Below are 23,017 nucleotides of genomic sequence, written 5' to 3'. Positions count from 1 at the left end.
GCGGCTTCGGCCTCGCGACGGTGAGGTCGCGAGGCCGAAGAGGACCGATCGAAAGGCGTCAGTGCATCGTCATCGCGGCCGGGCTGTCGGCGGAGCTCGTCGAGTCCGGGCGGTGGCGGGGCATGAGCAGGGCCGGCAGGAAGGCCAGGGCCAGCAGGCCGACCGCCCACCAGTAGGTGCTCTGGAACGCGTCCGCCATCGGGCCGGCGATCTTGTGCATGAGCGCCGGAGGGATCTTCTGGGCGGAGGACAGGCCGCCGCCCGAACCGCCGCCGAGCTTGTCGGTCAGGTTGTTGGCCAGCAGCACCGACATCAGGGCCGTGCCGATGGAGGCCGACACCTGCTGGATGATGTTCAGCATCGTGCTGGCGCGCGGCACCTCGTCGTGAACGAGGGTCTGGATCGCGGCGGCCATGGTGGGCATCATCGTCAGGCCCATGCCCAGGCCCATCACGAACAGCACCGCGCCCAGCGACCAGTACGAGGTGTCGGCGTGCAGCAGGCTCGTGAAGCCCGCGACCGACGCCACCACCACGACCAGGCCGATCAGCACGACGCGGCCGGGGCCGATGCGGTCGGTGAGCTTGCCGCCGACCGGCATCGTCACCATCGCGCCGATGCCCTGCGGGGCGAGCAGCAGGCCCGCCGCCAGGGCGCTCTCCTGCCGCACGACCTGGTAGTAGAGCGGCAGCAGCAACATGGCGCCCATGAACGCGCACATGAACAGCACCATCGTGCCCGCCGCCGCGGCGACCGAACGCCGCTTGAGCAGGCGCAGGTCGATCAGCGGGTTGGCCGCCGTCAGCGCGCGGACCGCGAACAGGACCACCAGCACCGCACCGGCGATCGTGGTGATGAGGACGTCGGTCGCACCGAAGTCGCTGTTCTGCGCGCCCTTGGCCAGGCCGTAGATGAGCGCGGCCAGGCCCGGGGACAGCAGGAGGACGCCGAGCACGTCGAGGCGCTCACCCGGACGCGGGGTGTCGCGCTTGAGAATGCGGGCGGCCAGGAACAGCGCCACGAGGCCGATCGGCAGGTTGATGAAGAAGATCCAGCGCCAGGACACGTCGTCGACCAGGTAGCCGCCCAGGATGGGGCCGCAGATCGGGCCGAGCAGCATCGGGACGCCGACGATGCTCATCACCTGGCCGACCCGCTTGGGGCCCGCGGCCTGAGTGAGAATCGTCATACCCGCCGGCATGATCATGCCGCCGCCCAGGCCCTGCAGCACCCGGAAGGCGATCAGCGACTCGGCCGACCAGGCCATGCCGGCCAGCGCCGACCCGATCACGAAGAGCGCGATCGAGATCATGTAGAGCCGTTTCGTGCCGAACCGGGCGGACGCCCAGCCGGTGAGCGGGATCACCGTGGCCAGCGCCAGCGTGTAGCCGGTGGCCACCCACTGGATCGTGGACAGCGGAGACTTGAACTCGCTGGTCAGGTGGCTGATTGCGACGTTGACGACGGTGACGTCGAGGATCGACATGACCGCGCCGAGTACGACGACCATGGCGACGGCGAGCACGCCCCGGTCGAGCTTCCCCGACGAGCCGGACGCCTCGGGTGGGTCGTTGGCGACCTCGGGTGAGGAAAGGGTGCTCAATGAAGGGTTCCAATCGTCAATGCGCGGGGGGCCGTTGTCTTGGGATAGTGCGGCAACATGATGGCGGGGCGCACTGACATTTTGGCAAACGAATTAGCCGCCTTGATCAGCACCCCTGTGCCCGGGAACGCTCTTCGCGACGCTGAGCGCACCCTCGCTCGCCGACCGTGAGAAGGGCGAAATTCGCGACCGCGCGGCGCGGTGGCGCCGGCGGATTACCGGCCCGCGGATACGCGCGTACGCCGGCGATGAGGCCCTTCGCGCCGCCGGACCCGTCGTTCTAGAGTCCTGGATGTGGCAGATGTCGAGGGTTTCTGTGACGAACGTTTCACCGCCGTACGCGAGGCGCTGACCGCGAACCTGGCCGGCGGGGCCGACGTGGGCGCGTCGGTCGCCGTGTACCTCGGCGACGAACCCGTCGTCGACCTGTGGGGCGGGCAGACCCACGACGGCCCGTGGCGGCGCGACACCATCACCAACGTCTGGTCCATCACCAAGACGATGACCGCGCTGTGCGCCCTGATCCTGGCCGACCGCGGCGAGCTGGACTTCCACGCGCCGGTCGCGCGCTACTGGCCCGAGTTCGCCGCGGCGGGCAAGGAACGCGTGGAGGTCCGGCACCTCATGGGCCACACCGCCGGCCTGCCGACGTGGGGCGAACGGATCGACGGCTCCGTTCTGTACGACTGGGAGAAGGCGACGTCACTGCTGGCCGCCCAGGAGCCGGAGTGGGAGCCGGGCACCGAGTCCGGCTACCACGCCGTGACGCAGGGCTACCTCGTCGGCGAGGTGATACGCCGGATCACCGGCCGTACGGTCGGCACGTTCTTCCGCGAGGAGGTCGCCGGTCCGCTCGACGCCGACTTCCACATCGGCCTGCCCGCCGAACACGACCACCGGGTGGCCCGGGTCATTCCGCCCGACGACGCCCCTCCGCCCGCCCCGCCGCGGCAGGCGGCCGAGGCGAGCTGGACCACCGAGTGGCGCCGCGCCGAGATCCCCGCCGCCGGGGGCCACGGTAACGCCCGGTCGGTGGCGCGGATCCAGTCGGTCCTGGCCACGGGAGGCGGCTCGCTGCTGTCCGCCGCCGGCTGCGAACGCGTCTTCGAGCAGCAGTCCGACGGCGTCGACCGCGTCCTCGGCACCTGGGTGCGGTTCGGCCTCGGGTACGGCCTGCCCTCCCGCGGCCTGCCCCTGCCGAGTCCCCGCAGCGTGGCGTGGGGCGGCTGGGGCGGCTCGGTCGTCGTCGCGGACCTGGACGCCGGGATGACCGTGTCGTACGTCATGAACCGCATGGTCGGCGGGTTCACCGGCGACGCCCGGGGGGTCGGCATCGTCCTCGCCGCCTACACGGGACTCGCCGAGAGCTGACCGTACGGCGCCGTCCGGCGCGGGCCGGGCCCGGGAGATCCAGTGGACGCCCGCCAGGCTTTTTTAATTTTTCGCTAACCTTCGGTGTATATCCGAAAGGTGGAGGTATCGGCATTTCCCACAACCGCCCGCCGAAGCGCTTCAACCCCGCGGTGCCCAACGAAGCGCGGATGTTCGACTATGCGATGGGCGGCAAGGACAACTACCGGGCGGATCGGGACGCGGCGGAGCTGATCGGGGCCGCCCTTCCCACGGCGCTGGCCGCGGTGCGGGAGAACCGCCAGTTCATGCGGCGGGCCGTGCGCCACCTGCTGTCCGCGGGCATCCGGCAGTTCCTCGACCTCGGCTGCGGCATGCCCGGACGCGGCAACGTCCACGAGCTCGTGGCCGCCGCCGACCCGTCCGCCACGGTCGTCTACGTCGACAACGAGCCGATGGTCGTCAACCACTTCCAGGCGCTGCTGTCCAGTTCGAGCGTGGCGACCGCGCTGCTCGCCGACATCCGCCGGCCGGGCGACGTCCTCTCCAGCCCCGAGGTGCGCAGGCTGATCGACCTCCGCCGGCCGGTGGGGATCGTCCTGACCGCCGTACTGCACTACTTCGAGGACGAGGACGACCCCGCGGGCGTGGTGAAGGAGTTCGTCTCCGCCGTTCCCCCGGGCAGCCACGTCGTTCTCACCCACTACCACCCCGAGGGCATCCCCGCCGAGGACCGGGCGGTGACGGCCGAGTTCGCCGAGTCCCTGGACATGACGATGGCCGAACGCGACCGCGCGCAGATCGAGGCGCTGTTCGGCGAGCTCGTCCTGGTGGAGCCGGGCCTGGTCCCGCCGCCCCGATGGCACCCCGACCGCCCGCTGCGCGACCCGACCGGATGGCTTCTCGCCGGCGTCGCCCGCAAACCGTGACCGAAGCCGGCGCGGAGGCCTGAGGATCGGGCCGTGCGACGCGCCGGCGCGGAGGCCTGGAACCTGGCCGCGCACGCAACGGAGGCAATCTTGACGCGTTACCTCGCCAACTGCTCGATGCTGTTCACCGAACTCCCGCTGCTCCGCCGGCCCGACGCGGCGCGGAAGGCCGGGTTCGAGGCGATCGAGTTCTGGTGGCCGTTCGCCTCGCCGGTGCCCGGCGACGCCGAGGTCGAGGCGTTCGTGTCCGCGATCGAGGACGCGGGCGTACGGCTCGTCGGGCTGAACTTCTTCGGCGGCGACCTGGCCGGGCCCGACTGCGGCGTGCTGTCCATCCCGGAGCGGGCCGGGGAGTTCCGCGACAACGTGGAGGTCGCCGTCGGCATCGGCGAACGCCTCGGCGTCCGGGTGTTCAACGCCCTGTACGGCAACCGGGTCGAAGGCACGGAGGCCGGGCTCCAGCGCGAGACGGCCCTGGCGAGCCTCGCCCTGGCCGCCGAGGCGGCCGGCCGGATCGGCGCCACCGTGCTGATCGAGGCGGTGAGCGGGCCCAAGCCGTACCCTCTGCGCACCGCCGACCAGGCCGTCGCGGTCGTCGACGCGGTGAACGCCGCGACCGGAGCGGCCGGCGTCGGGTTCCTGTGCGACCTGTACCACCTGGCGACCAACGGCGACGACGTCGGCGCCGCCATCGCCCGGCACGCCGACGTGATCCGGCACGTACAGATCGCGGACGCGCCCGGCCGGGGCGAGCCCGGCACCGGCGATCTCCACCTCGCCGGTCATCTTGCCTCGCTGCGGCATCATGGCTATGACGGCTGGGTCTCGCTGGAGTACCGGCCGTCGACCACGACCGAGGAGAGCCTGGCCTGGCTGCGCCGGGGTGATCTGGAGGAGACACGATGACGACCGTCGGCTTCATCGGCCTGGGCATCATGGGCGGCCCGATGGCGGCCAACCTGGTGGCGGCAGGTTTCGACGTCATCGGGTACAACCGCACCCCGGCCAAGACCGAGCGCCTCGTCGAGCGCGGCGGGCGCGCCGCGGGCAGCGTCGCCGAGGCGGTGCGCGACGCCGACATCGTCGCCACGATGCTGCCCGACTCACCGGACGTACGCGCGGTGCTGACCGAGGTCTTCGAGCACGCGCGGCCCGGCACGCTCATCATCGACTTCTCCACGATCCGGCCCGACGTCGCGGCCGAGCTGGCGGCCGAGGGCGGCGAGCGGGGGTTCCGCGTGCTGGACGCCCCCGTGTCCGGCGGCGAGCAGGGCGCGATCGACGGCAAGCTGTCGATCGCGGTCGGCGGGGCCGACCGCGACTTCGCGGACGCCGTCCCGGTCTTCGAGGTGGTCGGCGCCACCATGGTCCACGTCGGCCCGTCCGGCGCCGGCCAGACCGTCAAGGCGGCCAACCAGCTCATCGTGGCCGGCAACCTCCAGCTGCTCGCCGAGGCGATCGTCTTCCTCGAGGCCCACGGCGTCGACACGAACGCCGCCCTCCAGGTGCTCCGCGGCGGCATGGCGGGCAGCGTCGTGCTCGAACGCAAGGGCGAGACGATGGTCGCCCGCGACTTCAAACCGGGCTTCCGCGTCGAGTTGCACGACAAGGACATGGGCATCGTCACCAGCGCCGCGCGGGAGGCGGGAGTCGTCATCCCGCTGGGCGCGGCCGTCGCCCAGCTCCTCGCCGCGCTGCGTGCCCAGGGCGACGGCGGCCTCGACCACTCCGCGCTGTACACGCTGGTCAGCCGGTTGTCCGGCCGCGACTCCTGAGCGCGGCCGTCGCCCGGGCGCGGTCGTCCGGCAAGGACGGCTGAGTGCGGTTGACTGCGGACGGTCGCCGGGTGGATGGTGGAGAGAGCCGCCCACCGGTCGACGGCGGGCGTAGGGGTCCAAACAGGCGGCCCTCACCATGGAGCGATGTGAGGAGCCGACATGTATGCCATGACGCCATTGCAACTCCCCGTGACGACGGTGCGTGGAGACACGGTCGCCGTACTGCCGTCCGAGGTCGACGCCCACAACGCGCCGATGATCCGCGATGCGCTGTTCAGCCTGCTCGATCAGGGCGTGCCCTCGCTGATCATCGATCTGACGAGCACGAACTTCTGCGACTGCGCGGGCCTGCGCGCGCTCACGCGCGTGCGGCGGCGGGCCGACGTCCTGCACACTCCGGCGTGCGTGGCGCTGCCGGACACCGGTTCCGTCCGCCGGGTCGCGGAGTTGTCGGGCTTCATGTGCGACGACCAGGTCGCGACCGGCCTCGCGGCGGCCCACCGCCGCCTGCACCCGGTCTGAGCGACCGCCCGGCACCGACGCCGCGCCGGGTCCGGCGTCGGCGCGCGGGTTCCTCCGACCTCGTACGGGTAGGGCGCGGGCATGACTTCAGCGAACGCGCCGGTCCACGGCACCGGCTACCCGAGCATCGCGGTCATCACCGGTGCCGACTCCGGCATCGGCAAGGCCACCGCGGTCACACTGGCCGGGCGCGGCCTCGACGTGGGGATCACGTTCCACCAGGACGAGGACGGCGCACGGCGTACCGCCGAGGAGGTCCGCTCACTCGGCCGGTCGTGCGCGGTGCGCCGCCACGACCTGACCGACCCGGTCACCGCGGCGGGCGCCGTGGACGAACTCGCCGACGAACTGGGCGGGATCGGTGTGCTGGTCAACAACGCCGGCACCGGCAGCGGCCGTTCGCTCCTGGAGATGGACTACGACGAGTGGCGGTCCGTACTGTCGGTCGACCTCGACGGCGCGTTCCTGTGCGCCCAGCGGGCGGCGCGCCGGATGACCGAGCAGGGCGGAGGCGGCCGCATCGTCAACGTGACGAGCGTGCACGAGGAGTACCCGCGGGTCGGCGCCGGGCCGTACTGCGCGGCCAAGGGCGGGCTGAAGATGCTGGCACGCGTGCTCGCGCTGGAGCTGTCGCCGTACGGGATCACCGTGAACACCATCGCGCCGGGGGAGATCGCCACGCCGATGACGGGCCAGGAGGACCAGCCGCCCCGGCCGGACACCCGGCCCGGCTACCCGCTGGCCCGGCCGGGCGACGCGCGCGAGGTGGCGGCGGCCATCGCGTTCCTCGCCGACCCGGCCGCTTCGTACGTCACGGGCGCCTCGCTGTTCGTCGACGGCGGGATGGTCCTGATGGGTCCCCAGGCATCGGGCGCCCTCGACTCCGCCGGTTGGCGCCGCGGCTGAGCTCGGTCCTCCCGGTGCGAGCGGGTCAGCAGAGGCACTCGGCGGCCGTGACGATCTCCGCGCGCATGTTGCGTTCCATCATGCGCAGCGCGGCCTCGCCCAGCTCCGGGTCGATGCAGGCCACGGCGTCGCGCGGGATCATGATCCGGAAGTGGCGCACGTACGCGTCCAGGGCGCTGTAGAGCACGCACTGCTCGGTCACCTGCCCGGTGAGGATGAGCTGCTCGGCGCCGATGCGCTGCAGCACGTACTCCAGCGGCGTGCCATAGAACACGCTGTGCCGCACCTTGGTCAGGAACGTCGCGTCCGGCGGAGGCAGGATCGGCTCCACGATGTCCGGCCGCCGGCCGTCGAGGGCCTGGTCGATGAGGTCCTGCCGGCTCGCGGAGAAGTCGCCGAAGTTGTCGTTGACGTAAAGGACGCGGACGTCGTCACGGTCGCGGGCGCGTCCGATCAGCCCGTGCAGCGGTTCGGCGATCCGCTCCGCCTCGGCCGCCAGCAGGTCACCGTCCTCGTGGTCGTACGAGTTGAGCATGTCGATGACGATCAAAGCCGTGACACTCACGGCGCTCACCTGCCCCCATGGTCACGGCCTCATTCACCGGATGCCCAGAACCGCGGCGTCCCCGTTCCCCGGCCGGTCGGCGGCGCCTACGCGTCGCTGTCGCGGGCGCGGTCGGCGCGGGCCTCGGCGCCGGTCTCCTCCGCGTAGCCCACGTCCTGGCCCGCGACCCGGCCCACGAACTTCTCGTTCGGCGTGGTGCCCGTCGTCGTCGCCTGGTCGGGCTGGTCGGGATCGGGCACGCCACCCGTGTCCCGGCTGGCGGCCACGGCCTCGTCCGGCTCCACGTCGCGCTCGGTGTGCTTGTTCCGCTTCATGGTCCCGGCCCTACCCACCAGGTCAGGGACCATTCGGGCGTCCCTGCCGCGCCGTTTCGGCCCGGTCCGCGCGGGTAGCGCGCCGACCGTACCCAGCGGGGATCGGAGGGAAGGTCATGACGGAAAAACCGGCACAGAGTCAGCCGTACCCGGGCGAGACCGGTGAGATGACACCGAGGCCGCGCGACGAGATGCGCGACTACGCCGGAAGCGGGCTGCTGGAGGGCCGCCGGGCGCTGGTGACCGGAGGAGACTCCGGGATCGGCCGGGCGGTGGCGGTGGGGTTCGCCAAGGAGGGCGCGGACGTGGCCATCACCTACCTGCGAGAGGACGCCGACGCGCGGCACACCAAGAACCTGGTCGAGCAGGAGGGCCGGCGCTGCGTGACTCTGGGCGGCGACATGGCCGGCGAGGAACACGCTCGCGAGGTGGTCCGCCGCGTCGCCCGGGAGTTCGGCGGCATCGACGTGCTGGTGCTTCACCACGGTACGCAGAAGCCGGTCCAGGACGTCCGCGAGATCACCACCGACCAGCTCGAACGCACGTTCCACGTCAACGTGTACAGCCTGTTCTGGACCGTGCAGGAGGCCCTGGACCACATGCCGGACGACGGGTCGATCGTGTTCACCGGCTCGATCAACGGGCTGCGCGGCAACAAGACGCTCATCGACTACGCGGCGAGCAAGGCGGCCGCGATGACCTTCGCCCAGTCGATGGCGCAGTCGCTGGCCGACCGCGGCATCCGGGTCAACTGCGTCGCGCCCGGCCCGGTCTGGACACCGCTGATCCCGGCCACGTTCGACGCCGAGCGGGTCGAGGGCTTCGGCGAGCAGTCGCCCATGGGGCGGGCGGGCGAGCCCGACGAGATCGCCCCGTCGTACATCTTCTTCGCCAGCAACCGGCTCTCCTCCTACTACACCGGACAGAACCTCGTGCCCGCCGGAGGTGAGATCCATCCGGGCTAGCGAGTACGCGAGACGATGCACGCGTTCTTGAACTTCTGCGGCCTCCTGTCCGCCGGGAACCACGCGATCGACCTGATCGCCACCGAGCCGCGGGAGGAGTTCGGCCGCGGTGACCGACCGGTCGGCCGCTTGGTCGCGACGGCCGGAAGCGGCACGGGTTGTCATCGGCGGGCCGTAGCGCCCATCGGATCCCCCGGTTCACGATGGAGGAAGGGGATCACGGGGAATGATCCGGACGGCGGCGGACAGAACAGCATGTCTTCGGGACGGGTGGGTAGAGCGGGAACCCGGTGACAGGTCGGCGGCCGATGAAGGGGGAGACCCATGGCGTCACGTGTGACCGTGGTCATCGCGACCCGGAACCGGCGGGACGAACTGGCGCACACGCTGCGCCGGCTGCGGGCGCTGCCCGACCGTCCCGAGATCATCGTCGTCGACAACGCCTCCGCCGACGGGACCGCCGAGGCCGTACGCCGTGAGTTCCCCGGCGTGCGCGTGCTCGCGCTCCGGCGCAACCTCGGGGCCGTCGCACGGAACCTGGGGGTCGAGGAGGCGCACACGCCGTACGTCGCGTTCAGCGACGACGACTCGTGGTGGGAGCCGGGCGCGCTCGACACCGCCGCCGGGCTGTTCGACGCCCATCCGCGCCTGGGCCTGATCGCCGGACGGCCGCTCGTCGGGGACGAGAGGCGGCCCGACCCGATCGCCGGCCGGATGGCGGACAGCCCGCTGCCGCCCGACGACCGCCTGCCCGGCCCCGCGGTCCTCGGCTTCCTCGGCTGCGCCGCGATCGTGCGCCGCGCGGCGTACCTGGAGGTCGGCGGTTACAGCGAGGTTTTGTTCTTCGTGGGGGAGGAACGCCTGCTGGCCTACGACCTGGCCGCGGCCGGATGGGGGCTCAGCTACGTCTCCTCGGTCGTTGCGGTCCACCGGCCGTCGCCGGTCCGCGACACGCCCGAGCGCCGCCGCGGGCTGGAGATGCGCAACGAGGTGCTCACGGCGTGGCTGCGGCGTCCGGTGCCGCTGGCGCTGGCCCGGTCCCTGCGCCTGGCGGGCCGGTCGGTGACCTCGACCGCCGCGCGGTCGGCCTGGCCGTCGGCGCTCGTCCGCCTCCCGGCCGCGCTGCGCGACCGGCGACGGCTGCCGGAGCCCGTCGAGCGCCACGCGCGGCTGCTGGAGTCCGTCGAGCGTCACGCGCGGTCGCTGGAGACGGTGTGAGGGCCCGCGACGAGCGGGTGACCGTCGTCATCATCACTCGTGACCGGTGCGCGGAGCTCGCCCGCACCCTCGGCCACATGGCCGCGCTGCCGGAACGCCCGGAGATCATCGTCGCCGACAACGGCTCGCGGGACGGCACCGCCGCCATGGTCGCCGCCCGCTTCCCTCGGGTCCGGCTGCTGCGGAGCGACCGCAACCTCGGCGCGACCGCGCGCAACCTGGCCGTACGCCAGGTGACCTCGCCGTACGTCGCGTTCTGCGACGACGACACCTGGTGGGAGCCGGGCGCCCTGAGCACGGCGGCCGACCTGCTGGACGCCCACGACGGGCTGGCGTCGGTGACGGGCCGGATCGTGGTCGAGCCCGGGGGCGAGGAGGACCCGATCGTCGCCGAGCTCGACGGGTCGCCGCTGCCCGCGCCGGGCTGGCTGCCCGGGCCCGCGCTGCTCGGCATCCTCGCGGGCGCCAGCATGCTGCGCGTGACGGCGTTCCGCGAGGTCGGCGGGTTCTCGCCGCGGCTGTGGCTCGGCGGTGAGGAGGAACTGCTCGCGATCGATCTGGCCGCCCGCGGATGGTGGATGTGCTACCGCGGCGACGTCGTCGTCCACCACGCCGCCTCGTCCGCCCGCGACGCCACCGAGCGCCGCCGGCTGGGCATCCGGAACACGCTGTGGACGACCTGGCTGCGGCGGCCGGTCCGGGACGCGCTGCGCCGTACCGGCGCGGTCGTCGGTTCCCTGCCGCGCGACACCACGAGCGCCCGCGCGCTGGCCGCCGCCGTCGCGGGGCTGCCGTGGGTGGTGCGCGAACGGCGCGTCGTGCCGCGCGACGTCGAGGAGGGGCTGCGTCTGCTGGAGGGGCCGCAGCGCCGGTCCGTCGCCCGAAGGTATGTCGGGTAGTGCCAGAGAAAGGGAGCGATCTGTGACTGTGCGAACCTTTGAGCGTGCCGTGGTCACCGGCGGGGCCGGTTTCCTGGGCTCGCACCTCTGCGAACGCCTGCTGGAGACCGGCGCGGAGGTCATCTGCCTGGACAACTTCCTGACCGGCACCCCGGACAACCTGGCGCACCTGCAGGAGCATCCGCGGATGCGGATCATCCGCTGCGACCTGACCGACTTCGTGCACGTGCCGGGGCCCGTCGACCTGGTCCTGCACTTCGCGTCGCCGGCCTCGCCGATCGACTACCTGCGCCTGCCGCTCGACACGCTCAAGGTCGGCAGCCTGGGCACGCTGCACTCGCTCGGCCTGGCCGCCGAGAAGGGCGCGCGCTTCCTCCTCGCCTCCACCTCGGAGGTGTACGGCGACCCGCTCGTCCACCCGCAGCCGGAGTCGTACTGGGGCAACGTGAACCCGGTCGGCCCGCGCGGCGTGTACGACGAGGCCAAGCGGTTCTCCGAGGCGCTCACCACGGCGTACCGCGCGAGCAAGGACGTCGACACCGCCATCGTCCGGATCTTCAACACCTACGGCCCCCGGATGCGCCCCGACGACGGGCGGGCGATCCCCACCTTCATCCGCCAGGCACTGCGGAACGAGCCGCTGACCGTCGCCGGCGACGGCTCGCAGACCCGCTCGATCTGCTACGTCGACGACACCGTGTCCGGCATCCTCGCCCTCGCCGCCTCCGGGCACCCCGGCCCGATGAACATCGGCAACCCCGAGGAGATGAGCGTGCTGGACCTGGCGACGAGGATCCGCGCGCTCGCCGGCTCGTCGTCGGAGATCGAGTTCATCGAGCGGCCGGTGGACGACCCGCGCGTACGCCGCCCGAACTGCACGCTCGCCGAGCGCGAACTGGGCTGGCATCCCCGGGTGAACCCCGACGACGGCCTCGCCCGGACCATCAAGTGGTTCGAGGAGTACCTCGCGGGGGCGTGAGCACGCGCGACGCCGCGTCGAGGACCTCCTCGACGGAGATCCGCAGCAGGCGGGGGTCGGTCTCGGTGCCGTGGGCGTCGCCCGGGCGGTCGCCGGTGCCGTGCCAGAGGGCGACGTGCTCCGGACGGCCGGGCGGCGGGCCCCACAGGGCCGGGGACACGGGCCCGAAGAGCGTGACGGAGGGCGTCCCGTACGCGGTGGCCAGGTGTGAGGTGCCCGTGTCGTTGCTGATCACGGCGCGGGCCGACGCCACGAGGGCGGCCAGCTCGGTCAGGGTCGTCTCCAGGGCGGCGTCGGAGGGCAGGCCGGCCTCGGCCGCGACCCGCCGGGTCAGGTCACGCTCGTCCGGAGCGCCGGTGAGGACTACGCGGTGCCCCTCCCGGGCCAGTGCGCGGGCGACCGCCGCGAACCGCCCGGCGGGCCACCGGCGGCCCGCGCTCGCGGCGCCGGGGTGCAGCACGACCGCCCCCGCGTACGGGGAGGGGCCCGGCGAACGCAGCCGCAGGTCGCCGGGGTCGGCCCGTACGCCGTACCACTCCAGCAGCCGGCACCACCGCGTGACCTCGTGCTCGCCAGGGTCCCACCAGGGCCCCTTCGCGTCCGGTGCCTGCGGCGAGGCGTACAGCATGGTCAGCGGGGCGGACAGCGCCTCCACGACCTGATGGCTGGCCGGGCCGTTGCCGTGCAGGTCGACCGCGACCTCCGGAGGCGGGCCGGACCAGGCGACCGGCTCCAGCTCACCCGCCGGCAGCAGCCGGTCGATCGCGCCGGTCAGCTCCGCCAGGGGCGCCAGCATGGAGGGCGCGGCCAGGATCGTCTCGTGCCCGGGGTACGCGGCGCGCAGCGCCCGGTAGGCGGGCACCGCCGTGAGAAAGTCGCCGAGGCCGAGGGCCCGCAGCATGAGCACCCTCATGACCGGTGCGCGAGAATGCGCGTCGTGGAGCGTCCGGGCAGGTAGGGCAGCACGACCGTACGCCCGCCCCAGCTCGCCACGACCGACGCCTCGGGGAGCCGGTCGACGGTGTAGTCGCCGCCCTTGACCCACACGTCCGGGCGCAGCCGGCGCAGGACCTCCTCCGGCGTGTCCTCCTCGAAGACCTCCACGGCGTCGACGCACTCGAGCGCGTTCAGCACCGCGGCCCGGTCGGCGGCCGTGTTGACCGGCCGGTCCTCGCCCTTGGCGCGGCGCACCGACGCGTCGGAGTTGAGGCAGACGACGAGGCAGTCGCCCAGCGCCCGCGCGGAGCGCAGCGTCGCCACGTGCCCGGCGTGCAGGACGTCGAAGCAGCCGCCCGTCGCCACGACGGTGCCCCCGGCCTCGCGTACGGCGGTGACCGGGTCCCGTACGGGCCGGGGCCGCGGTGCGCGGGACAGGGTGGAGGCCGCGCCCCGCTCGACGAAGGCCGCTGCGGCGGCCACGGCGGCCTCGACCGCCTCGGACGGCAGCGCGCCCCGCGCCAGCAGGCCGGCCGCGGTCGCGGCGAACCGGTCGCCCGCTCCGCAGGTGTCGCGGCCGGTGACGGGCTCGGCGGGGAAGATCTGCGGTGCTCCCGAGCCGTGCGACAGCAGCGCGCCCCGCTCGCCCATCGTCACCGCGACTCCGTCGGCCCGGTAGCGCCGCACGATCTCCTCCGCGCTCCGGGTCACCGCGTCGAGGTCGTCCTCCCGCCGGTCGCACCAGGAGAGGGCCTCTCTCAGGTTCGGGCAGATCAGCCGGGCGCGGGGGACCGGATCGGCGCCGCGCGGATGCGGGTCCCACACCAGGGGCACCCGGCGCGCGGCGTCGGCGAGCAGCGCGCGCATCCGCGGCTGGGCCGCCGCCCCCCGGCCGTAGTCGGAGACCAGCACGGCCCCCGCGTCGGCGAGCACCGCCTCGGCCTCCCGGCCCGGCTCGCCCACGACCCCCGGTGCCGACCGGTCGATCCGTACCAGCGGATGGCCGCCCGCCCGGACCCGGGTCTTCTCCGCCGGGCTCTCGCTGAGCGGCAGCGCGACCACGCGTACGCGCGGCGCCAGCAGGTCCCGCAGCGTACGGCTGACGCGGTCGGCGCCGAGCGGCGTCACCAGGACCACGTCCGGACCGTCGTCGGCGGCCAGGAGGGCGGCCAGCCCGGCCCCTCCGGGACGCGTGTGCTCCTCGACGGCGTCGACCACCGGAACCGGGGCGTCCGGGCTGAGCCGCTCGGCCCGCCCGTCCAGGTCGCGGTCGAGCATCACGTCGCCGACGATGACCAGGGGCTTCATTTGATCTCCTTCACTGGCTCGCAGCCATGGGCCGCCGCCGCGCAAGCCGGTCGTAGACCGCCTCGGTGCGCGCGGCCACGTGTTCCCAGGAGTAGCGGGCGCGGGCCCGCTCGGCGCCGGCACGGCCGTACTCCGCGAGGCGCGCCGGGTCGTCCAGCAGCGCGCGCAGCGTGCCGGCCAGCACGTCGGGCCGGCGCGGGGGGACGTGCTCGCCGGTGACGCCACCCGCCACCGTGTCGACGATCCCGCCGACCGCCGAGGCGACCACCGGGACGCCGCACGCCATCGCCTCGACCGGCGCGATGCCGAACGGCTCGTACCAGGGGGTGAAGACGGCCACGTCGGCCGAGCGCAGCAGCGCCGGCACGTCCGCCGGGGGGACGCCGCCCAGCATCACCAGCCGGTCGGCGACGCCCACCTCGGCCGCGACTTTCCGCAGCCGGCACGCCTCACGGTCGCCGTCGAGCTCGCTGGCGGCAGGGCCGCCGGCGACGACGAGTTCGGCGTCTGTCAGGTCGACGAGCGCCCGGATGGCCGTCTCCACGCCCTTGCGCTCGACGAGACGGCCGACGTAGATGAGCCGGTGGCGTTCGCGGCGCGGCACGCGGTCGTCGGCCGGCCCGTCCGGGCGGAGCCGTGCCAGGTCCACGCCGCACGGCACGACGGTCGTCCTGCGGTGGGTCACCCCCATCTTGGCCAGCTCGAACACCTCGTCGCTGCACGTGGCGATGATGTGGTCGGCGTCCTGGCCGATGCGGCGCTCGACGTCGAGGCGGTCGGCCGGGCTCGGGTCGTCCTCGCCGAGGTGACGGCGCTTGACCGTGCCGAGCGCGTGGTAGGTCAGCGCGACCGGCACGGCGCCCTCGCTCGCCGCGAGCGAGGCCAGACCCGACATCCAGAAGTGCGCGTGCGCGACGTCCGGCGGACGGGCCCGCCACCGGCGGCCCAGCTCGTGCCCGAACTCCCGCATGTGCGGCAGCAGCAGGTCCTTGGGCACCGGCTCCGGCGGCCCCGCCGGCACGTGCTCGACCGTGTATCCGGCGTCGGTGCCGACCCGGTCGGGCAGATCGGGGTCGTCGCGGCGCGTGTGCACGGTCACCTCGTGGCCGCGCCGGCAGAGATGCTCGGCGAGCGCCGCGACGTGCACGTTCTGCCCGCCGGCGTCCGCCTCGCCCAGCACGGCCAGCGGGCTGGCGTGTTCGGAGACCAACGAGATCCTCATGCCGTCACCTCTTTCAGGACGCGGTCCCAGTCGTCGAGGAACCGCTGGAGGCCGTACCGGTTCAGCACGCTCTCGCGGGCGGCGCGCCCGGCGTCGGCGGCCTCGGCGGGATCGCCGAGATACCGCCGGATCGCGGCGCGCAGCACGTCGACGTCGGTCGAGACGACGCCCGCCTCGGACGGCACCGCCTCGACCACCTCGGTCGTGGCGAGCGCGACCACGGGCATCCCCAGGTGCATCGCCTCCAGCAGGGACAGGCCGAGCGAGGTCCACCGGATCGGGTGGACGTAGACGCGGCGGCGGGCCAGTTCGGCGTGCATCCGGTCCTGGGGCAGGTCCTCATAGGTGCGGCAGCCGGTCAGCCCGGAGACCTTCATCCCGAACACGTCCAGCGGCGCGTCCAGCCGGGGCAGCAGGTCGGTGCCGACGTAGCGGCCCCGCCGGATCGGCTCGTTGACGACGACGGCGGCGCGCGGGACCTCCCCGGTCCACAGCGGTCCCGGGTCGACCACCCCGTGCTCGACCACGGTCGTGGGCGTCGTGCCGCAGTCCCAGAACAGGTCGTTGAAGTGGGTGACGTGCACCAGGCGCAGGTCCGGCCGGTCGGCCATCGGATGCCGGGTGAGCGGCACGTCGCCCCAGGGGGCGTCGTGTTCGAGGTAGACGGTCGGCACCCGGCCGAGCGGGCGGACGAACTCCTCCTCGTGCGGCCGTTGCAGGATCACCACGTCGGGCTCGGCCTCGGCGATCCGGTCCAGGGGCACCTCGCGTACGGACGCGGGCCAGTCCCAGGTGCGCGCGCGCCCGAGCCCGTCGGGGCCGCGGTCGGGCGTCACCGGGACGAAGTACTCGTGCCGCCCCTGCACGAGGGCCGTGGTGTACGAGCCGTGCACGTGCCAGAGCAGAATTCTCATCAGCTGCGCGGCGTGAAGTCCCTGGCCTTCAGACCGGGAGGAAACGCCGCTCCCCCCCTCGCAGTGTCAGTGGCGGTCGTTAGCGTGCTCGCATGCGGTTCCGGCTTCAGCCCACACCTGCCCAGGAGGAGGCGTTGCTGGAGCACTGCGCACATGCCCGATACGTGTGGAATCTCGCCTGTGAGCAGCATCAGCATTGGCGGCCGGGAAGGGCGAGTGCGCCGGGCTATGTGAAGCAGTGCCGTCAGTTGACTGAGGCCCGACGAGAGTTCGCGTGGCTGGCGGCGGGTTCCCAGACGGTGCAGCAGCAGGCATTGCGGGATTTCGCGCAGGCCGTGGCGAACTTTTTCGCCGGGACGCACCGGCGGCCGACGTGGCGTAAGGCGGGCGTCCATGAGGGGTTCCGATTGTCCGTGCCGGGGCTGCGTGCGGCTGAGGCCAAGCGACTGGTGGGTTTGCAGCGAAGGCTCGCTCGGGCGCAGCGTGGGTCGAAGCGCCGCAGACGTGTCAAGGCGGCGATCGGCCGGTTGAAGGCTCGCGAGGTCGATCGGCGCTGGGACTGGGCGGAGCAGGCCTCCACCGATTTGGCCCGCCGCTTCGACGTCATCCGCGTTGAGAACCTGAAAATCCGCAACATGGTCCGGTCCGCACGCGGCACGATTCAGGCACCAGGCACGAATGTGCAGGCAAAGGCCAGGCTGAACCACTCCATCCACGCGGCGGGTTGGGGGCGGCTCGTGAAGCGTTTGGAGCAGAAGGCTGCGGGCCGGGTGGAGCGAATCGATTCCGCGTACACGTCGCGAACTTGTAACGCCTGCGGGCACTGCGCAGCGGAAAACCGTGAGAGCCAAGCCGTTTTTCGCTGTCGCGCCTGCGGGCACACCGATAACGCGGATGTGAACGCGGCCAAGAACATCGCGGCAGGGTGTGCCGTGACAGCGCGGGGAGCCTTCCAGCCGTTGGGCGAGGCTATGAACCGCGAACCTCAACCTTCTTCCTCCTCTGCGTAGGTAGAAGTGGGTTGGAATCCCCCGCCTCCAGGCGGAGGAGGACGCCAGGTCAACACCTCCTCTACGGCGGCGACCACGTCGGCGGGCTCCACCGAAGTCAGGCACGGGTGCCCGGCGACCGGGCACTCGCGTGCGCGCGTGTCACGACAGGGGGCGTCCTGGTCGCCGAGCAGCACGTGCCGCACGCCGTACGGCGCCCAGCGGACCGCGGGCACGACCGGCGCGAACAGCGAGACCACCGGCGTGCCGACGGCGGCGGCCAGGTGCGCGGGGCCGGTGTTGCCGGCCACGACCGCGCTCGCCCCCGCGAGGACGCCGGCCAGCTCGGCGAAGGTCGTACGGCCGCCCAGGTCCAGGCCGGCGTCGCCCGCGACCCGCGCGGTCAGCGCGCGTTCGTCCGGCCCGCCGGTCACCACGACCCGCCGGCCGCGCGCGGTCAGGTCGCGTACGGCCCGCGCGCAGTGCCCCTCGGGCCAGGCGCGCGCCGGTACCGACACTCCGGGATGCAGCACGACGTACCGGCCGTCGAGCGGCGCGGGCGGCAGGGGACGCCGGATCGCGAGGCGGCCGTCGTCGCCGTCCGGCAGGTCGAAGCCGGCCGCGCGGGCCAGCGACAGCGCGCGCTCGGCCTCGGGAATATCGTCCTCGACCCGGTGCCGTACGTCGAGCAGGGAGCCCGGGTAGTCCTCGCTGATCGCCGCGATGTGCCCGACTCCGGCGAGCCGCAGCAGCAGCGCGGCCGGCAGCGGCGACTGGTGGAAGGAGGTCAGGATCAGCGCGCGGTCGTAGCCGCCGAGCCGCGCGACCAGGTCCGCCACCTCCCGGCGGTCCACCGGCGGCGGGTCGAACCCGGCCCAGGGAGCGCGCCACACGAGCACGTCGTCGACGCCGGGCAGGAGCCGCGCGGCGTCCGCGCCCTCCGGTCCGGCGAGCAGCGTCACGTGGCGCGACCCGGCGGCGGCGGCGCGCACCGCGGGTCCGCACAGCAGGACGTCACCCGCGTTGTCCAGGCGCACGACGAGGGTCCTCATCGGCGTTCCCCGATCGCGAACCGCACCGCCTCGGTGAGCGACCCGGCCACCCGCGCGCCCAGGCACTCGGCCTCCAGCGTCTCGGCGGTCGGCACGAGGACGCTCCGGGCCCCGGCGGCGCGGGCGGCGGCGATGTCGGAGCCGATGTCGCCGATCACCACGCACTCGTCCGGGCGGACCCCGAGGGCCGCCGCGGCCTGGAACACCAGGCCGGGCGCCGGCTTGCGGCAGGCACATCCGCCGTCGTGCGGGCACACCTGCCACGTGTCGAAGGGTCCGAGCAGCTCGTCCACCCGCTTGTTGACGCGCTGGACGTCGTCCTCGGTGATCAGGCCGCGCGTGACGCCGGACTGGTTGGAGACCACGCCGACGCGCACGCCCGCGTCACGGGCGAGGCGCACGGCCGAGGCCGCGTCCGGCACGGGCTCGACCTTCTCCGGGTCGCCGTTGTACGGGACGTCGCAGATGAGCGTGCCGTCACGGTCGAACAGGACGGCCTTCGCCGGTCCCGGCCAGGAGCGCTCGCCGCGGGTCGTCGCGAGGCCGCGCAGCCAGTGCCAGGTGGCCGTCGGGGGGATGAGCGCGCTGGTGGCCGCCATGGTCAGGATCTCGTCGGGGGTACGCGGGCCGGGCCTGACGCGGGCGGCGGCGAACTCGGCGATCCCGGCGAGCGCGGCGGCGCCGGCCAGGGCACCGGTCCTCCGCCGTCCCGTGACGGCCAGCCCGGCGGCGAGCGCGCCGGCGGCGGTGATCGCCAGGTGCCGCCCGCGGCGCCCGGGATCGGCGCGGGCGCGGCTGTGCCAGCCGGGCCCGTGGACGGCGCGCATGAGCGCGTCGTCGGCGTTGCCCGCCTGCGCGTGTACGCTCGCCCACCGCGACGCGGACCGTACGGGGTGCACGGTGCGCCGCTCGCCCCGGGTCAGCACCCAGCCGGCGTCCATCGTCCGCAGGGCCATGTCGGCGTCCTCGCGGAACGCGCGGGGGAACCGCTCGTCGAAGCCGCCGGTCTCGACCAGCGCGTCACGCCGGTAGGCCATGTCCGCGGTGATCCACCAGGCGTCGGCGAGCCCGGCGGTGCCGCGCTCCCAGTCGGTCGGGCGGCGCCCGTCCGGCAGCGGCACGGTGATACGGCCCTGGATCCCGCCGGTCTCCGGGGAGGCGTTCTCCAGGTCGCGCCGCAGGTCCTCCCGCCAGGTCTCGGTGACCCGTACGTCGTCGTCGAGGAACGCCACCCACGGTGCGGTGGTGATCCGCCAGCCGGTGTTGCGGGCCGCCGCCGGTCCCCGGCCGCCGCTGCGGACGACCGTGCCGGGCACGTCGAGCGGCGGGCCGCCGCCCGGCCGGTCGTCGACGACGACGATCTCGTCGGGCTCCGGGCCCCGGGACCGTTCGAGGGCACGCAGGCAGTCGGCGAGGCAGGCACGCCCGATGGTCGGGATGACGACGGCGTACCTGAGGTCGGCGTGCTGACTCATGCCGGCCTCCGGACGGCGAACGGGCCGATCGCCAGCAGGTCGATCGGGGTGGAGCCGAAGCACTCCAGCGCGTCGCGCGGGCTGTCGACCATCGGGCGGCCGGCGGTGTTGAGGCTGGTGTTGACCACGACGGGCAGGCCGGTACGGCGTTCGAACGCGGTGAGCATCCGGGCCACGAGCGGCTCGGCGGCGGGATCGACGGTCTGCACGCGCGCGGTGCCGTCCACGTGGACCACGGCCGGGATCCGGTCCTGCCAGGCGGACGTCACGTCGTGCACGAAGAGCATGTACGGGCTGGGCAGCGGGCCGCGCGTGAAGATCTCCGCGGCCCGGTCGGCGAGCACCATCGGCGCGACCGGGCGGAACTGCTCGCGGCCCTTGACGTTGTTGAGCCGCTCCAGGTTCGCCTTGCGGCCCGGGTGGGCGAGCAGCGACCGGTGGCCCAGCGCCCGCGGGCCGTACTCGGCGCGTCCCTGGAACCAGGCGACGATGCCGTCGTCCGCGAGTGTCTCCGCCACGGCCTCGGCGACGTCGGGCGGCCGTTCGTACGGCACGCGCGCCGTCCGCAGCGCCTCCTCGATCTCCGCGTCGCCGAACTCCCGCCCGAGGTCGGGGGCGAACTCCAGCGGCCCGGTCCGCGCGAGGTGCACGGCCGCGCCGAGCGCGGTGCCGGCGTCCCCGGCGGCGGGCTGCACCCAGACGTGCTCGAACGGGCCTTGTTCCGACAGCACGGTGTTGGCCACGCAGTTGAGACCCGTGCCGCCCGCGATCATTAGGGTGCGGTCACCGGTGCGTTCGTGGATCCATCGGGCGAGGTCGAGCAGGACCTCCTCCAGCCGCCGCTGCACGCTCGCGGCCAGGTCGGCGTGCTCCTGCGTCCACTGCTCGTGCGTTGCGCGGGCCGGCGCCAGCCGCTCCCAGTCGATCGTGCCGGTGACGAACCCGCCGTCCTCGGTGGCGCGCACGGCCTCCCGCAGCAGGTCCAGGTGGCGCGGTTTGCCGTACGAGGCCATCGCCATGACCTTGTACTCGTCGCTGGAGCGCAGGAAGCCCAGGTGCTGCGTGAGGTCCTCGTACATCAGGCCGAGCGAGTGCGGCAACTCCTGGCTAGCGAGAATCTCCAGGCCGTCGGGGGAGTGACGGCCGCTCAGGTGGGAGGCGCGCTCCCCGCGGCCGTCGCAGACCAGGACGCTGCCCTCCCGGCCGAGCAGCGCGGAGGCGGCGTGGGCGACGTGGTGGGGGACGAACCGCACCTTGGCCGGATCCAGCCCCGGCAGGGCGTCGGCCAGCAGGCTCGGGGCCTGCTCGGCATACATGATCCGCAGGTGGTCCCAGGGGTCGTTCAGGCCCATCGCCTCGGCCGGCCGTACGAGCGAGGGATCGTAGGAGAAGCCGACCAGATCAAGGTCCCCGGGCCGCAGGCCGGCCTGCTCCAGGCACCAGCGGGCCGACAGGACGGGCTGTTCCCAGGCGGAGAAGGGCACGGGCCGCTTACCGTGCTTGCGCCTGCTGAAACGCTCCTCCTCGGCCGCCGCGACGATGCGGCCATCGACCACGAGCGCCGCGGCCGGATCGTGGAAAATCGCGTTGATCCCGAGTACCCGCACGACCTACCTCCCTCGCAAGAGCCTGCCTGTCGCCTTTTCCCGGAACACAGAGCACTCGCGCTGCCCCAGAAGCCGCTCCGCAAACACCGCACCACCCCCGACGGGGCGTTATCCACAGGCATCCGCCGACCTTCCGGCCGAGCAACCCGGCGTTTGACAATGGAAGTGGGCTGGAGCCCCCGGGCGGGTGGGGACCCACGGGTGGGGACCCACGGGTGGGGACCCGCCGCCCGGGATCCACGGCCCGGGACCCACGACCCACCGCTGTCTGGGACCCACGGCCCGGGACCCGTCGCCGCCCGGGATCCACGGCCCGGGACCCACGACCCACCGCTGTCTGGGACCCACGGCCCGGGACCCGTCGCCGCCCGGGATCCACGGCCCGGGACCCACCGCCGCCCGGGACCCACGACCCGGGGCTCTCGGGTGGGGACCCGCAGGCCCGGCCCCATGAGACCGGGACCCGCCATGAGCCTGGGACCCGCCCCGAAACCGGGACCCGCCCCGAAACCGGGACCCGCCACCAGACCGGAACCCGCCACGACACCGGAACCCGCCATGAGCCTGGGACCCGCCATGAGACCGGGACCCGCCATGAGACCGGGACCCGCCATGAGACCGGGACCCGCCACCAGACCGGAACTCACGGGCCGGGAGCCCACAGGCTCGGGACCCACGGGTGGGCGTGTCGTCTGGACGCCGCTCGCTGCGGGCGGGGGTTTCTCGACGAGCACCTACGTTTGCCGGTGGGTGGCCCACAGGTCCGGCCACATGCTGCTCTGGGCGCAGGGGTCCGGGTCCTTCGGAGTGCGCGGTCGGCGGGGCCACGGCTCGCCTGCCGGCTCGCCTGTCGGCTCGCGGACCGGCTCGCGGGCCGGCTCGTGTGGGAAGTGTTCGCGGACGCGGTGGGCCAGGTCGTCTCCGTCGCGTGGGCGGGCAGGAGTGGTGAGCTCCGACCGGCTCGGTGCGCTGTTGATCGCGGATTCGACCCGTTCGCCGAGCCGCCGCAGGTCCTCCGGGCTCGCGTGTTCGGCGAGGCGGGGGAGCAGTGCGTGCTGTTCCTCCCGCAGGTGCTCGTGCACCTCGTCCATGAGCCGCCGGGTCAGTGACGCGAAGGCCCGGTCGGCGGCAGCGGACCGCCGGAGCTCTTCCAGGAGCCGTTCGACCTGCGCGTTGTCCGAGGTGTACCGGTCGGCGACCCGGTCGCCGTCCGGCAGGTGCCGGCGTACCGCCGGGTACAGGTGCCTCTCCTCCACGACCGCGTGCCAGACGAGCTCGATGGTGACGTCGTCGAGGATGCGGCGGCGTTCGCCGAGGTCCCGCGCGACGGTCAGCTCGCCGAGCAGGTCCTCCAGCTCCCGTTGGTCATGGGTGAGTATGTCGATCAGATCGTGCGCGTTCTCCGTCATCAGGCTCCCCCGTCCGTGACGACCAGCGAACCGTGTTGTCTGTTTCTCTACCCCCGCTACTCCGGTCACACGTCCCC

Annotated in this window: 22 protein-coding genes; 11 read left to right on the top strand and 11 right to left on the bottom strand. The window is 73.4% G+C overall.

Annotated features, from left to right (window positions below):
• Window positions 1-58 precede the first annotated feature (58 nt).
• Window positions 59-1,603 (bottom strand): DHA2 family efflux MFS transporter permease subunit, encoded by a 1,545-nt coding sequence (locus tag ABEA10_RS47875; RefSeq protein WP_345475363.1) that lies wholly within the window; start codon window positions 1,601-1,603, stop codon window positions 59-61.
• 294 nt (window positions 1,604-1,897) lie between these two features.
• Between ABEA10_RS47875 and ABEA10_RS47870 the strand changes: the two genes are divergently transcribed.
• From ABEA10_RS47870 to ABEA10_RS47845, 6 genes are all read left to right on the top strand, one after another.
• Window positions 1,898-2,974 (top strand): serine hydrolase domain-containing protein, encoded by a 1,077-nt coding sequence (locus ABEA10_RS47870; protein ID WP_345475362.1) that lies wholly within the window; start codon window positions 1,898-1,900, stop codon window positions 2,972-2,974.
• Window positions 2,971-3,882, top strand: coding sequence for an SAM-dependent methyltransferase (locus tag ABEA10_RS47865; protein ID WP_345475445.1), 912 nt, complete (start codon window positions 2,971-2,973; stop codon window positions 3,880-3,882). Before ABEA10_RS47870 ends, ABEA10_RS47865 begins: the two co-directional genes overlap by 4 nt.
• 117 nt (window positions 3,883-3,999) lie before the next feature.
• Entirely contained in the window at window positions 4,000-4,788 is a 789-nt protein-coding gene (locus tag ABEA10_RS47860; RefSeq protein WP_345475444.1) for a hydroxypyruvate isomerase family protein, read from the top strand.
• Window positions 4,785-5,657, top strand: a complete 873-nt coding sequence (locus ABEA10_RS47855) for a 2-hydroxy-3-oxopropionate reductase (RefSeq protein WP_345475361.1) — start codon at window positions 4,785-4,787, stop codon at window positions 5,655-5,657. Before ABEA10_RS47860 ends, ABEA10_RS47855 begins: the two co-directional genes overlap by 4 nt.
• Window positions 5,658-5,828: 171 nt before the next feature.
• Window positions 5,829-6,182 (top strand): STAS domain-containing protein, encoded by a 354-nt coding sequence (locus ABEA10_RS47850; protein ID WP_345475360.1) that lies wholly within the window; start codon window positions 5,829-5,831, stop codon window positions 6,180-6,182.
• 81 nt (window positions 6,183-6,263) lie between these two features.
• Window positions 6,264-7,088 (top strand): SDR family oxidoreductase, encoded by an 825-nt coding sequence (locus ABEA10_RS47845; RefSeq protein ID WP_345475359.1) that lies wholly within the window; start codon window positions 6,264-6,266, stop codon window positions 7,086-7,088.
• A gap of 25 nt (window positions 7,089-7,113) precedes the next feature.
• On the opposite strand, the gene ABEA10_RS47840 is transcribed toward ABEA10_RS47845, so the two are convergent.
• Both ABEA10_RS47840 and ABEA10_RS47835 read right to left on the bottom strand, forming a co-directional pair.
• Entirely contained in the window at window positions 7,114-7,653 is a 540-nt protein-coding gene (locus ABEA10_RS47840; protein ID WP_345475358.1) for a cysteine hydrolase family protein, read from the bottom strand.
• 86 nt (window positions 7,654-7,739) lie between these two features.
• Window positions 7,740-7,967 carry a hypothetical protein gene (locus ABEA10_RS47835; RefSeq protein ID WP_345475357.1) on the bottom strand — a complete coding sequence of 76 codons (228 nt, stop codon included), beginning with the start codon at window positions 7,965-7,967 and terminating at the stop codon, window positions 7,740-7,742.
• 116 nt (window positions 7,968-8,083) lie between these two features.
• Here ABEA10_RS47835 and ABEA10_RS47830 point away from each other — a divergent pair, with 116 nt between their 5' ends.
• The 4 genes from ABEA10_RS47830 to ABEA10_RS47815 all read left to right on the top strand — a co-directional run bounded on the left by ABEA10_RS47830 (window position 8,084) and on the right by ABEA10_RS47815 (window position 12,028).
• Window positions 8,084-8,932, top strand: coding sequence for an SDR family oxidoreductase (locus ABEA10_RS47830; RefSeq protein WP_345475356.1), 849 nt, complete (start codon window positions 8,084-8,086; stop codon window positions 8,930-8,932).
• Between the two features lie 324 nt (window positions 8,933-9,256).
• On the top strand, window positions 9,257-10,150 hold the full coding sequence (locus ABEA10_RS47825; protein ID WP_345475355.1) for a glycosyltransferase family 2 protein: 894 nt from the start codon (window positions 9,257-9,259) through the stop codon (window positions 10,148-10,150).
• Complete coding sequence (locus ABEA10_RS47820) at window positions 10,147-11,049, top strand: glycosyltransferase family 2 protein (RefSeq protein ID WP_345475354.1); 903 nt, start codon at window positions 10,147-10,149, stop codon at window positions 11,047-11,049. The genes ABEA10_RS47825 and ABEA10_RS47820 overlap by 4 nt, the downstream gene beginning before the upstream one ends.
• A gap of 22 nt (window positions 11,050-11,071) precedes the next feature.
• Window positions 11,072-12,028, top strand: coding sequence for a UDP-glucuronic acid decarboxylase family protein (locus tag ABEA10_RS47815; protein WP_425551064.1), 957 nt, complete (start codon window positions 11,072-11,074; stop codon window positions 12,026-12,028).
• Here ABEA10_RS47815 and ABEA10_RS47810 read toward each other — a convergent pair.
• From ABEA10_RS47810 to ABEA10_RS47795, 4 genes are read right to left on the bottom strand one after another with little or no spacing between them, the layout of a single operon-like run.
• Window positions 11,994-12,941, bottom strand: a complete 948-nt coding sequence (locus ABEA10_RS47810) for a glycosyltransferase family 9 protein (protein ID WP_345475352.1) — start codon at window positions 12,939-12,941, stop codon at window positions 11,994-11,996. The genes ABEA10_RS47815 and ABEA10_RS47810 overlap by 35 nt on opposite strands.
• Complete coding sequence (rfaE2, locus tag ABEA10_RS47805) at window positions 12,938-14,272, bottom strand: D-glycero-beta-D-manno-heptose 1-phosphate adenylyltransferase (RefSeq protein WP_345475351.1); 1,335 nt, start codon at window positions 14,270-14,272, stop codon at window positions 12,938-12,940. The genes ABEA10_RS47810 and rfaE2 overlap by 4 nt, the downstream gene beginning before the upstream one ends.
• A 10-nt stretch (window positions 14,273-14,282) precedes the next feature.
• A complete protein-coding gene (locus tag ABEA10_RS47800) occupies window positions 14,283-15,494 on the bottom strand; it encodes a glycosyltransferase (RefSeq protein ID WP_345475350.1) in 1,212 nt (403 codons plus the stop codon).
• Window positions 15,491-16,408, bottom strand: coding sequence for a glycosyltransferase (locus ABEA10_RS47795; RefSeq protein ID WP_345475349.1), 918 nt, complete (start codon window positions 16,406-16,408; stop codon window positions 15,491-15,493). Before ABEA10_RS47795 ends, ABEA10_RS47800 begins: the two co-directional genes overlap by 4 nt.
• Window positions 16,409-16,500: 92 nt before the next feature.
• Between ABEA10_RS47795 and ABEA10_RS47790 the strand changes: the two genes are divergently transcribed.
• Window positions 16,501-17,418 (top strand): RNA-guided endonuclease InsQ/TnpB family protein, encoded by a 918-nt coding sequence (locus ABEA10_RS47790; RefSeq protein WP_345475348.1) that lies wholly within the window; start codon window positions 16,501-16,503, stop codon window positions 17,416-17,418.
• Here ABEA10_RS47790 and ABEA10_RS47785 read toward each other — a convergent pair.
• The 4 genes from ABEA10_RS47785 to ABEA10_RS47770 form a co-directional block, all read right to left on the bottom strand.
• Window positions 17,394-18,449: a glycosyltransferase family 9 protein gene (locus ABEA10_RS47785; protein WP_345475347.1), complete on the bottom strand. Its 1,056-nt coding sequence runs from the start codon at window positions 18,447-18,449 to the stop codon at window positions 17,394-17,396. The two genes, ABEA10_RS47790 and ABEA10_RS47785, sit on opposite strands and share 25 nt — an antisense overlap.
• A complete protein-coding gene (locus tag ABEA10_RS47780) occupies window positions 18,446-19,924 on the bottom strand; it encodes an HAD-IIIA family hydrolase (RefSeq protein WP_345475346.1) in 1,479 nt (492 codons plus the stop codon). The genes ABEA10_RS47785 and ABEA10_RS47780 overlap by 4 nt, the downstream gene beginning before the upstream one ends.
• The gene (locus tag ABEA10_RS47775; protein ID WP_345475345.1) at window positions 19,921-21,531 is read right to left on the bottom strand and encodes a carbamoyltransferase family protein; all 1,611 of its coding nucleotides are present in this window, start codon (window positions 21,529-21,531) and stop codon (window positions 19,921-19,923) included. Before ABEA10_RS47775 ends, ABEA10_RS47780 begins: the two co-directional genes overlap by 4 nt.
• A gap of 734 nt (window positions 21,532-22,265) precedes the next feature.
• Window positions 22,266-22,940, bottom strand: a complete 675-nt coding sequence (locus tag ABEA10_RS47770; protein ID WP_345475344.1) for a hemerythrin domain-containing protein — start codon at window positions 22,938-22,940, stop codon at window positions 22,266-22,268.
• Window positions 22,941-23,017 lie beyond the last annotated feature (77 nt).

Source organism: Actinoallomurus oryzae (genome assembly GCF_039541955.1).
In the GTDB taxonomy this organism is placed as follows: domain Bacteria; phylum Actinomycetota; class Actinomycetes; order Streptosporangiales; family Streptosporangiaceae; genus Actinoallomurus; species Actinoallomurus oryzae.
The sequence above is the reverse complement of the archived record's forward strand: the minus strand, read 5'-3'. Positions and strand labels throughout refer to the sequence as shown.

Excerpts from the sequence above, each read along its gene's own strand:
- ABEA10_RS47860 (WP_345475444.1), top strand. The coding sequence starts at position 4,000 with ATGCTGTTCACCGAACTCCCGCTGCTCCGCCGGCCCGACGCGGCGCGG.
- ABEA10_RS47855 (WP_345475361.1), top strand. The coding sequence starts at position 4,785 with ATGACGACCGTCGGCTTCATCGGCCTGGGCATCATGGGCGGCCCGATG.
- ABEA10_RS47850 (WP_345475360.1), top strand. The coding sequence starts at position 5,829 with ATGACGCCATTGCAACTCCCCGTGACGACGGTGCGTGGAGACACGGTC.
- ABEA10_RS47845 (WP_345475359.1), top strand. The coding sequence starts at position 6,264 with ATGACTTCAGCGAACGCGCCGGTCCACGGCACCGGCTACCCGAGCATC.
- ABEA10_RS47835 (WP_345475357.1), bottom strand. The coding sequence starts at position 7,967 with ATGAAGCGGAACAAGCACACCGAGCGCGACGTGGAGCCGGACGAGGCC.
- ABEA10_RS47830 (WP_345475356.1), top strand. The coding sequence starts at position 8,084 with ATGACGGAAAAACCGGCACAGAGTCAGCCGTACCCGGGCGAGACCGGT.
- ABEA10_RS47825 (WP_345475355.1), top strand. The coding sequence starts at position 9,257 with ATGGCGTCACGTGTGACCGTGGTCATCGCGACCCGGAACCGGCGGGAC.
- ABEA10_RS47810 (WP_345475352.1), bottom strand. The coding sequence starts at position 12,941 with ATGAGGGTGCTCATGCTGCGGGCCCTCGGCCTCGGCGACTTTCTCACG.
- rfaE2 (WP_345475351.1), bottom strand. The coding sequence starts at position 14,272 with ATGAAGCCCCTGGTCATCGTCGGCGACGTGATGCTCGACCGCGACCTG.
- ABEA10_RS47800 (WP_345475350.1), bottom strand. The coding sequence starts at position 15,494 with ATGAGGATCTCGTTGGTCTCCGAACACGCCAGCCCGCTGGCCGTGCTG.
- ABEA10_RS47795 (WP_345475349.1), bottom strand. The coding sequence starts at position 16,408 with ATGAGAATTCTGCTCTGGCACGTGCACGGCTCGTACACCACGGCCCTC.
- ABEA10_RS47790 (WP_345475348.1), top strand. The coding sequence starts at position 16,501 with ATGCGGTTCCGGCTTCAGCCCACACCTGCCCAGGAGGAGGCGTTGCTG.
- ABEA10_RS47785 (WP_345475347.1), bottom strand. The coding sequence starts at position 18,449 with ATGAGGACCCTCGTCGTGCGCCTGGACAACGCGGGTGACGTCCTGCTG.
- ABEA10_RS47780 (WP_345475346.1), bottom strand. The coding sequence starts at position 19,924 with ATGAGTCAGCACGCCGACCTCAGGTACGCCGTCGTCATCCCGACCATC.
- ABEA10_RS47770 (WP_345475344.1), bottom strand. The coding sequence starts at position 22,940 with ATGACGGAGAACGCGCACGATCTGATCGACATACTCACCCATGACCAA.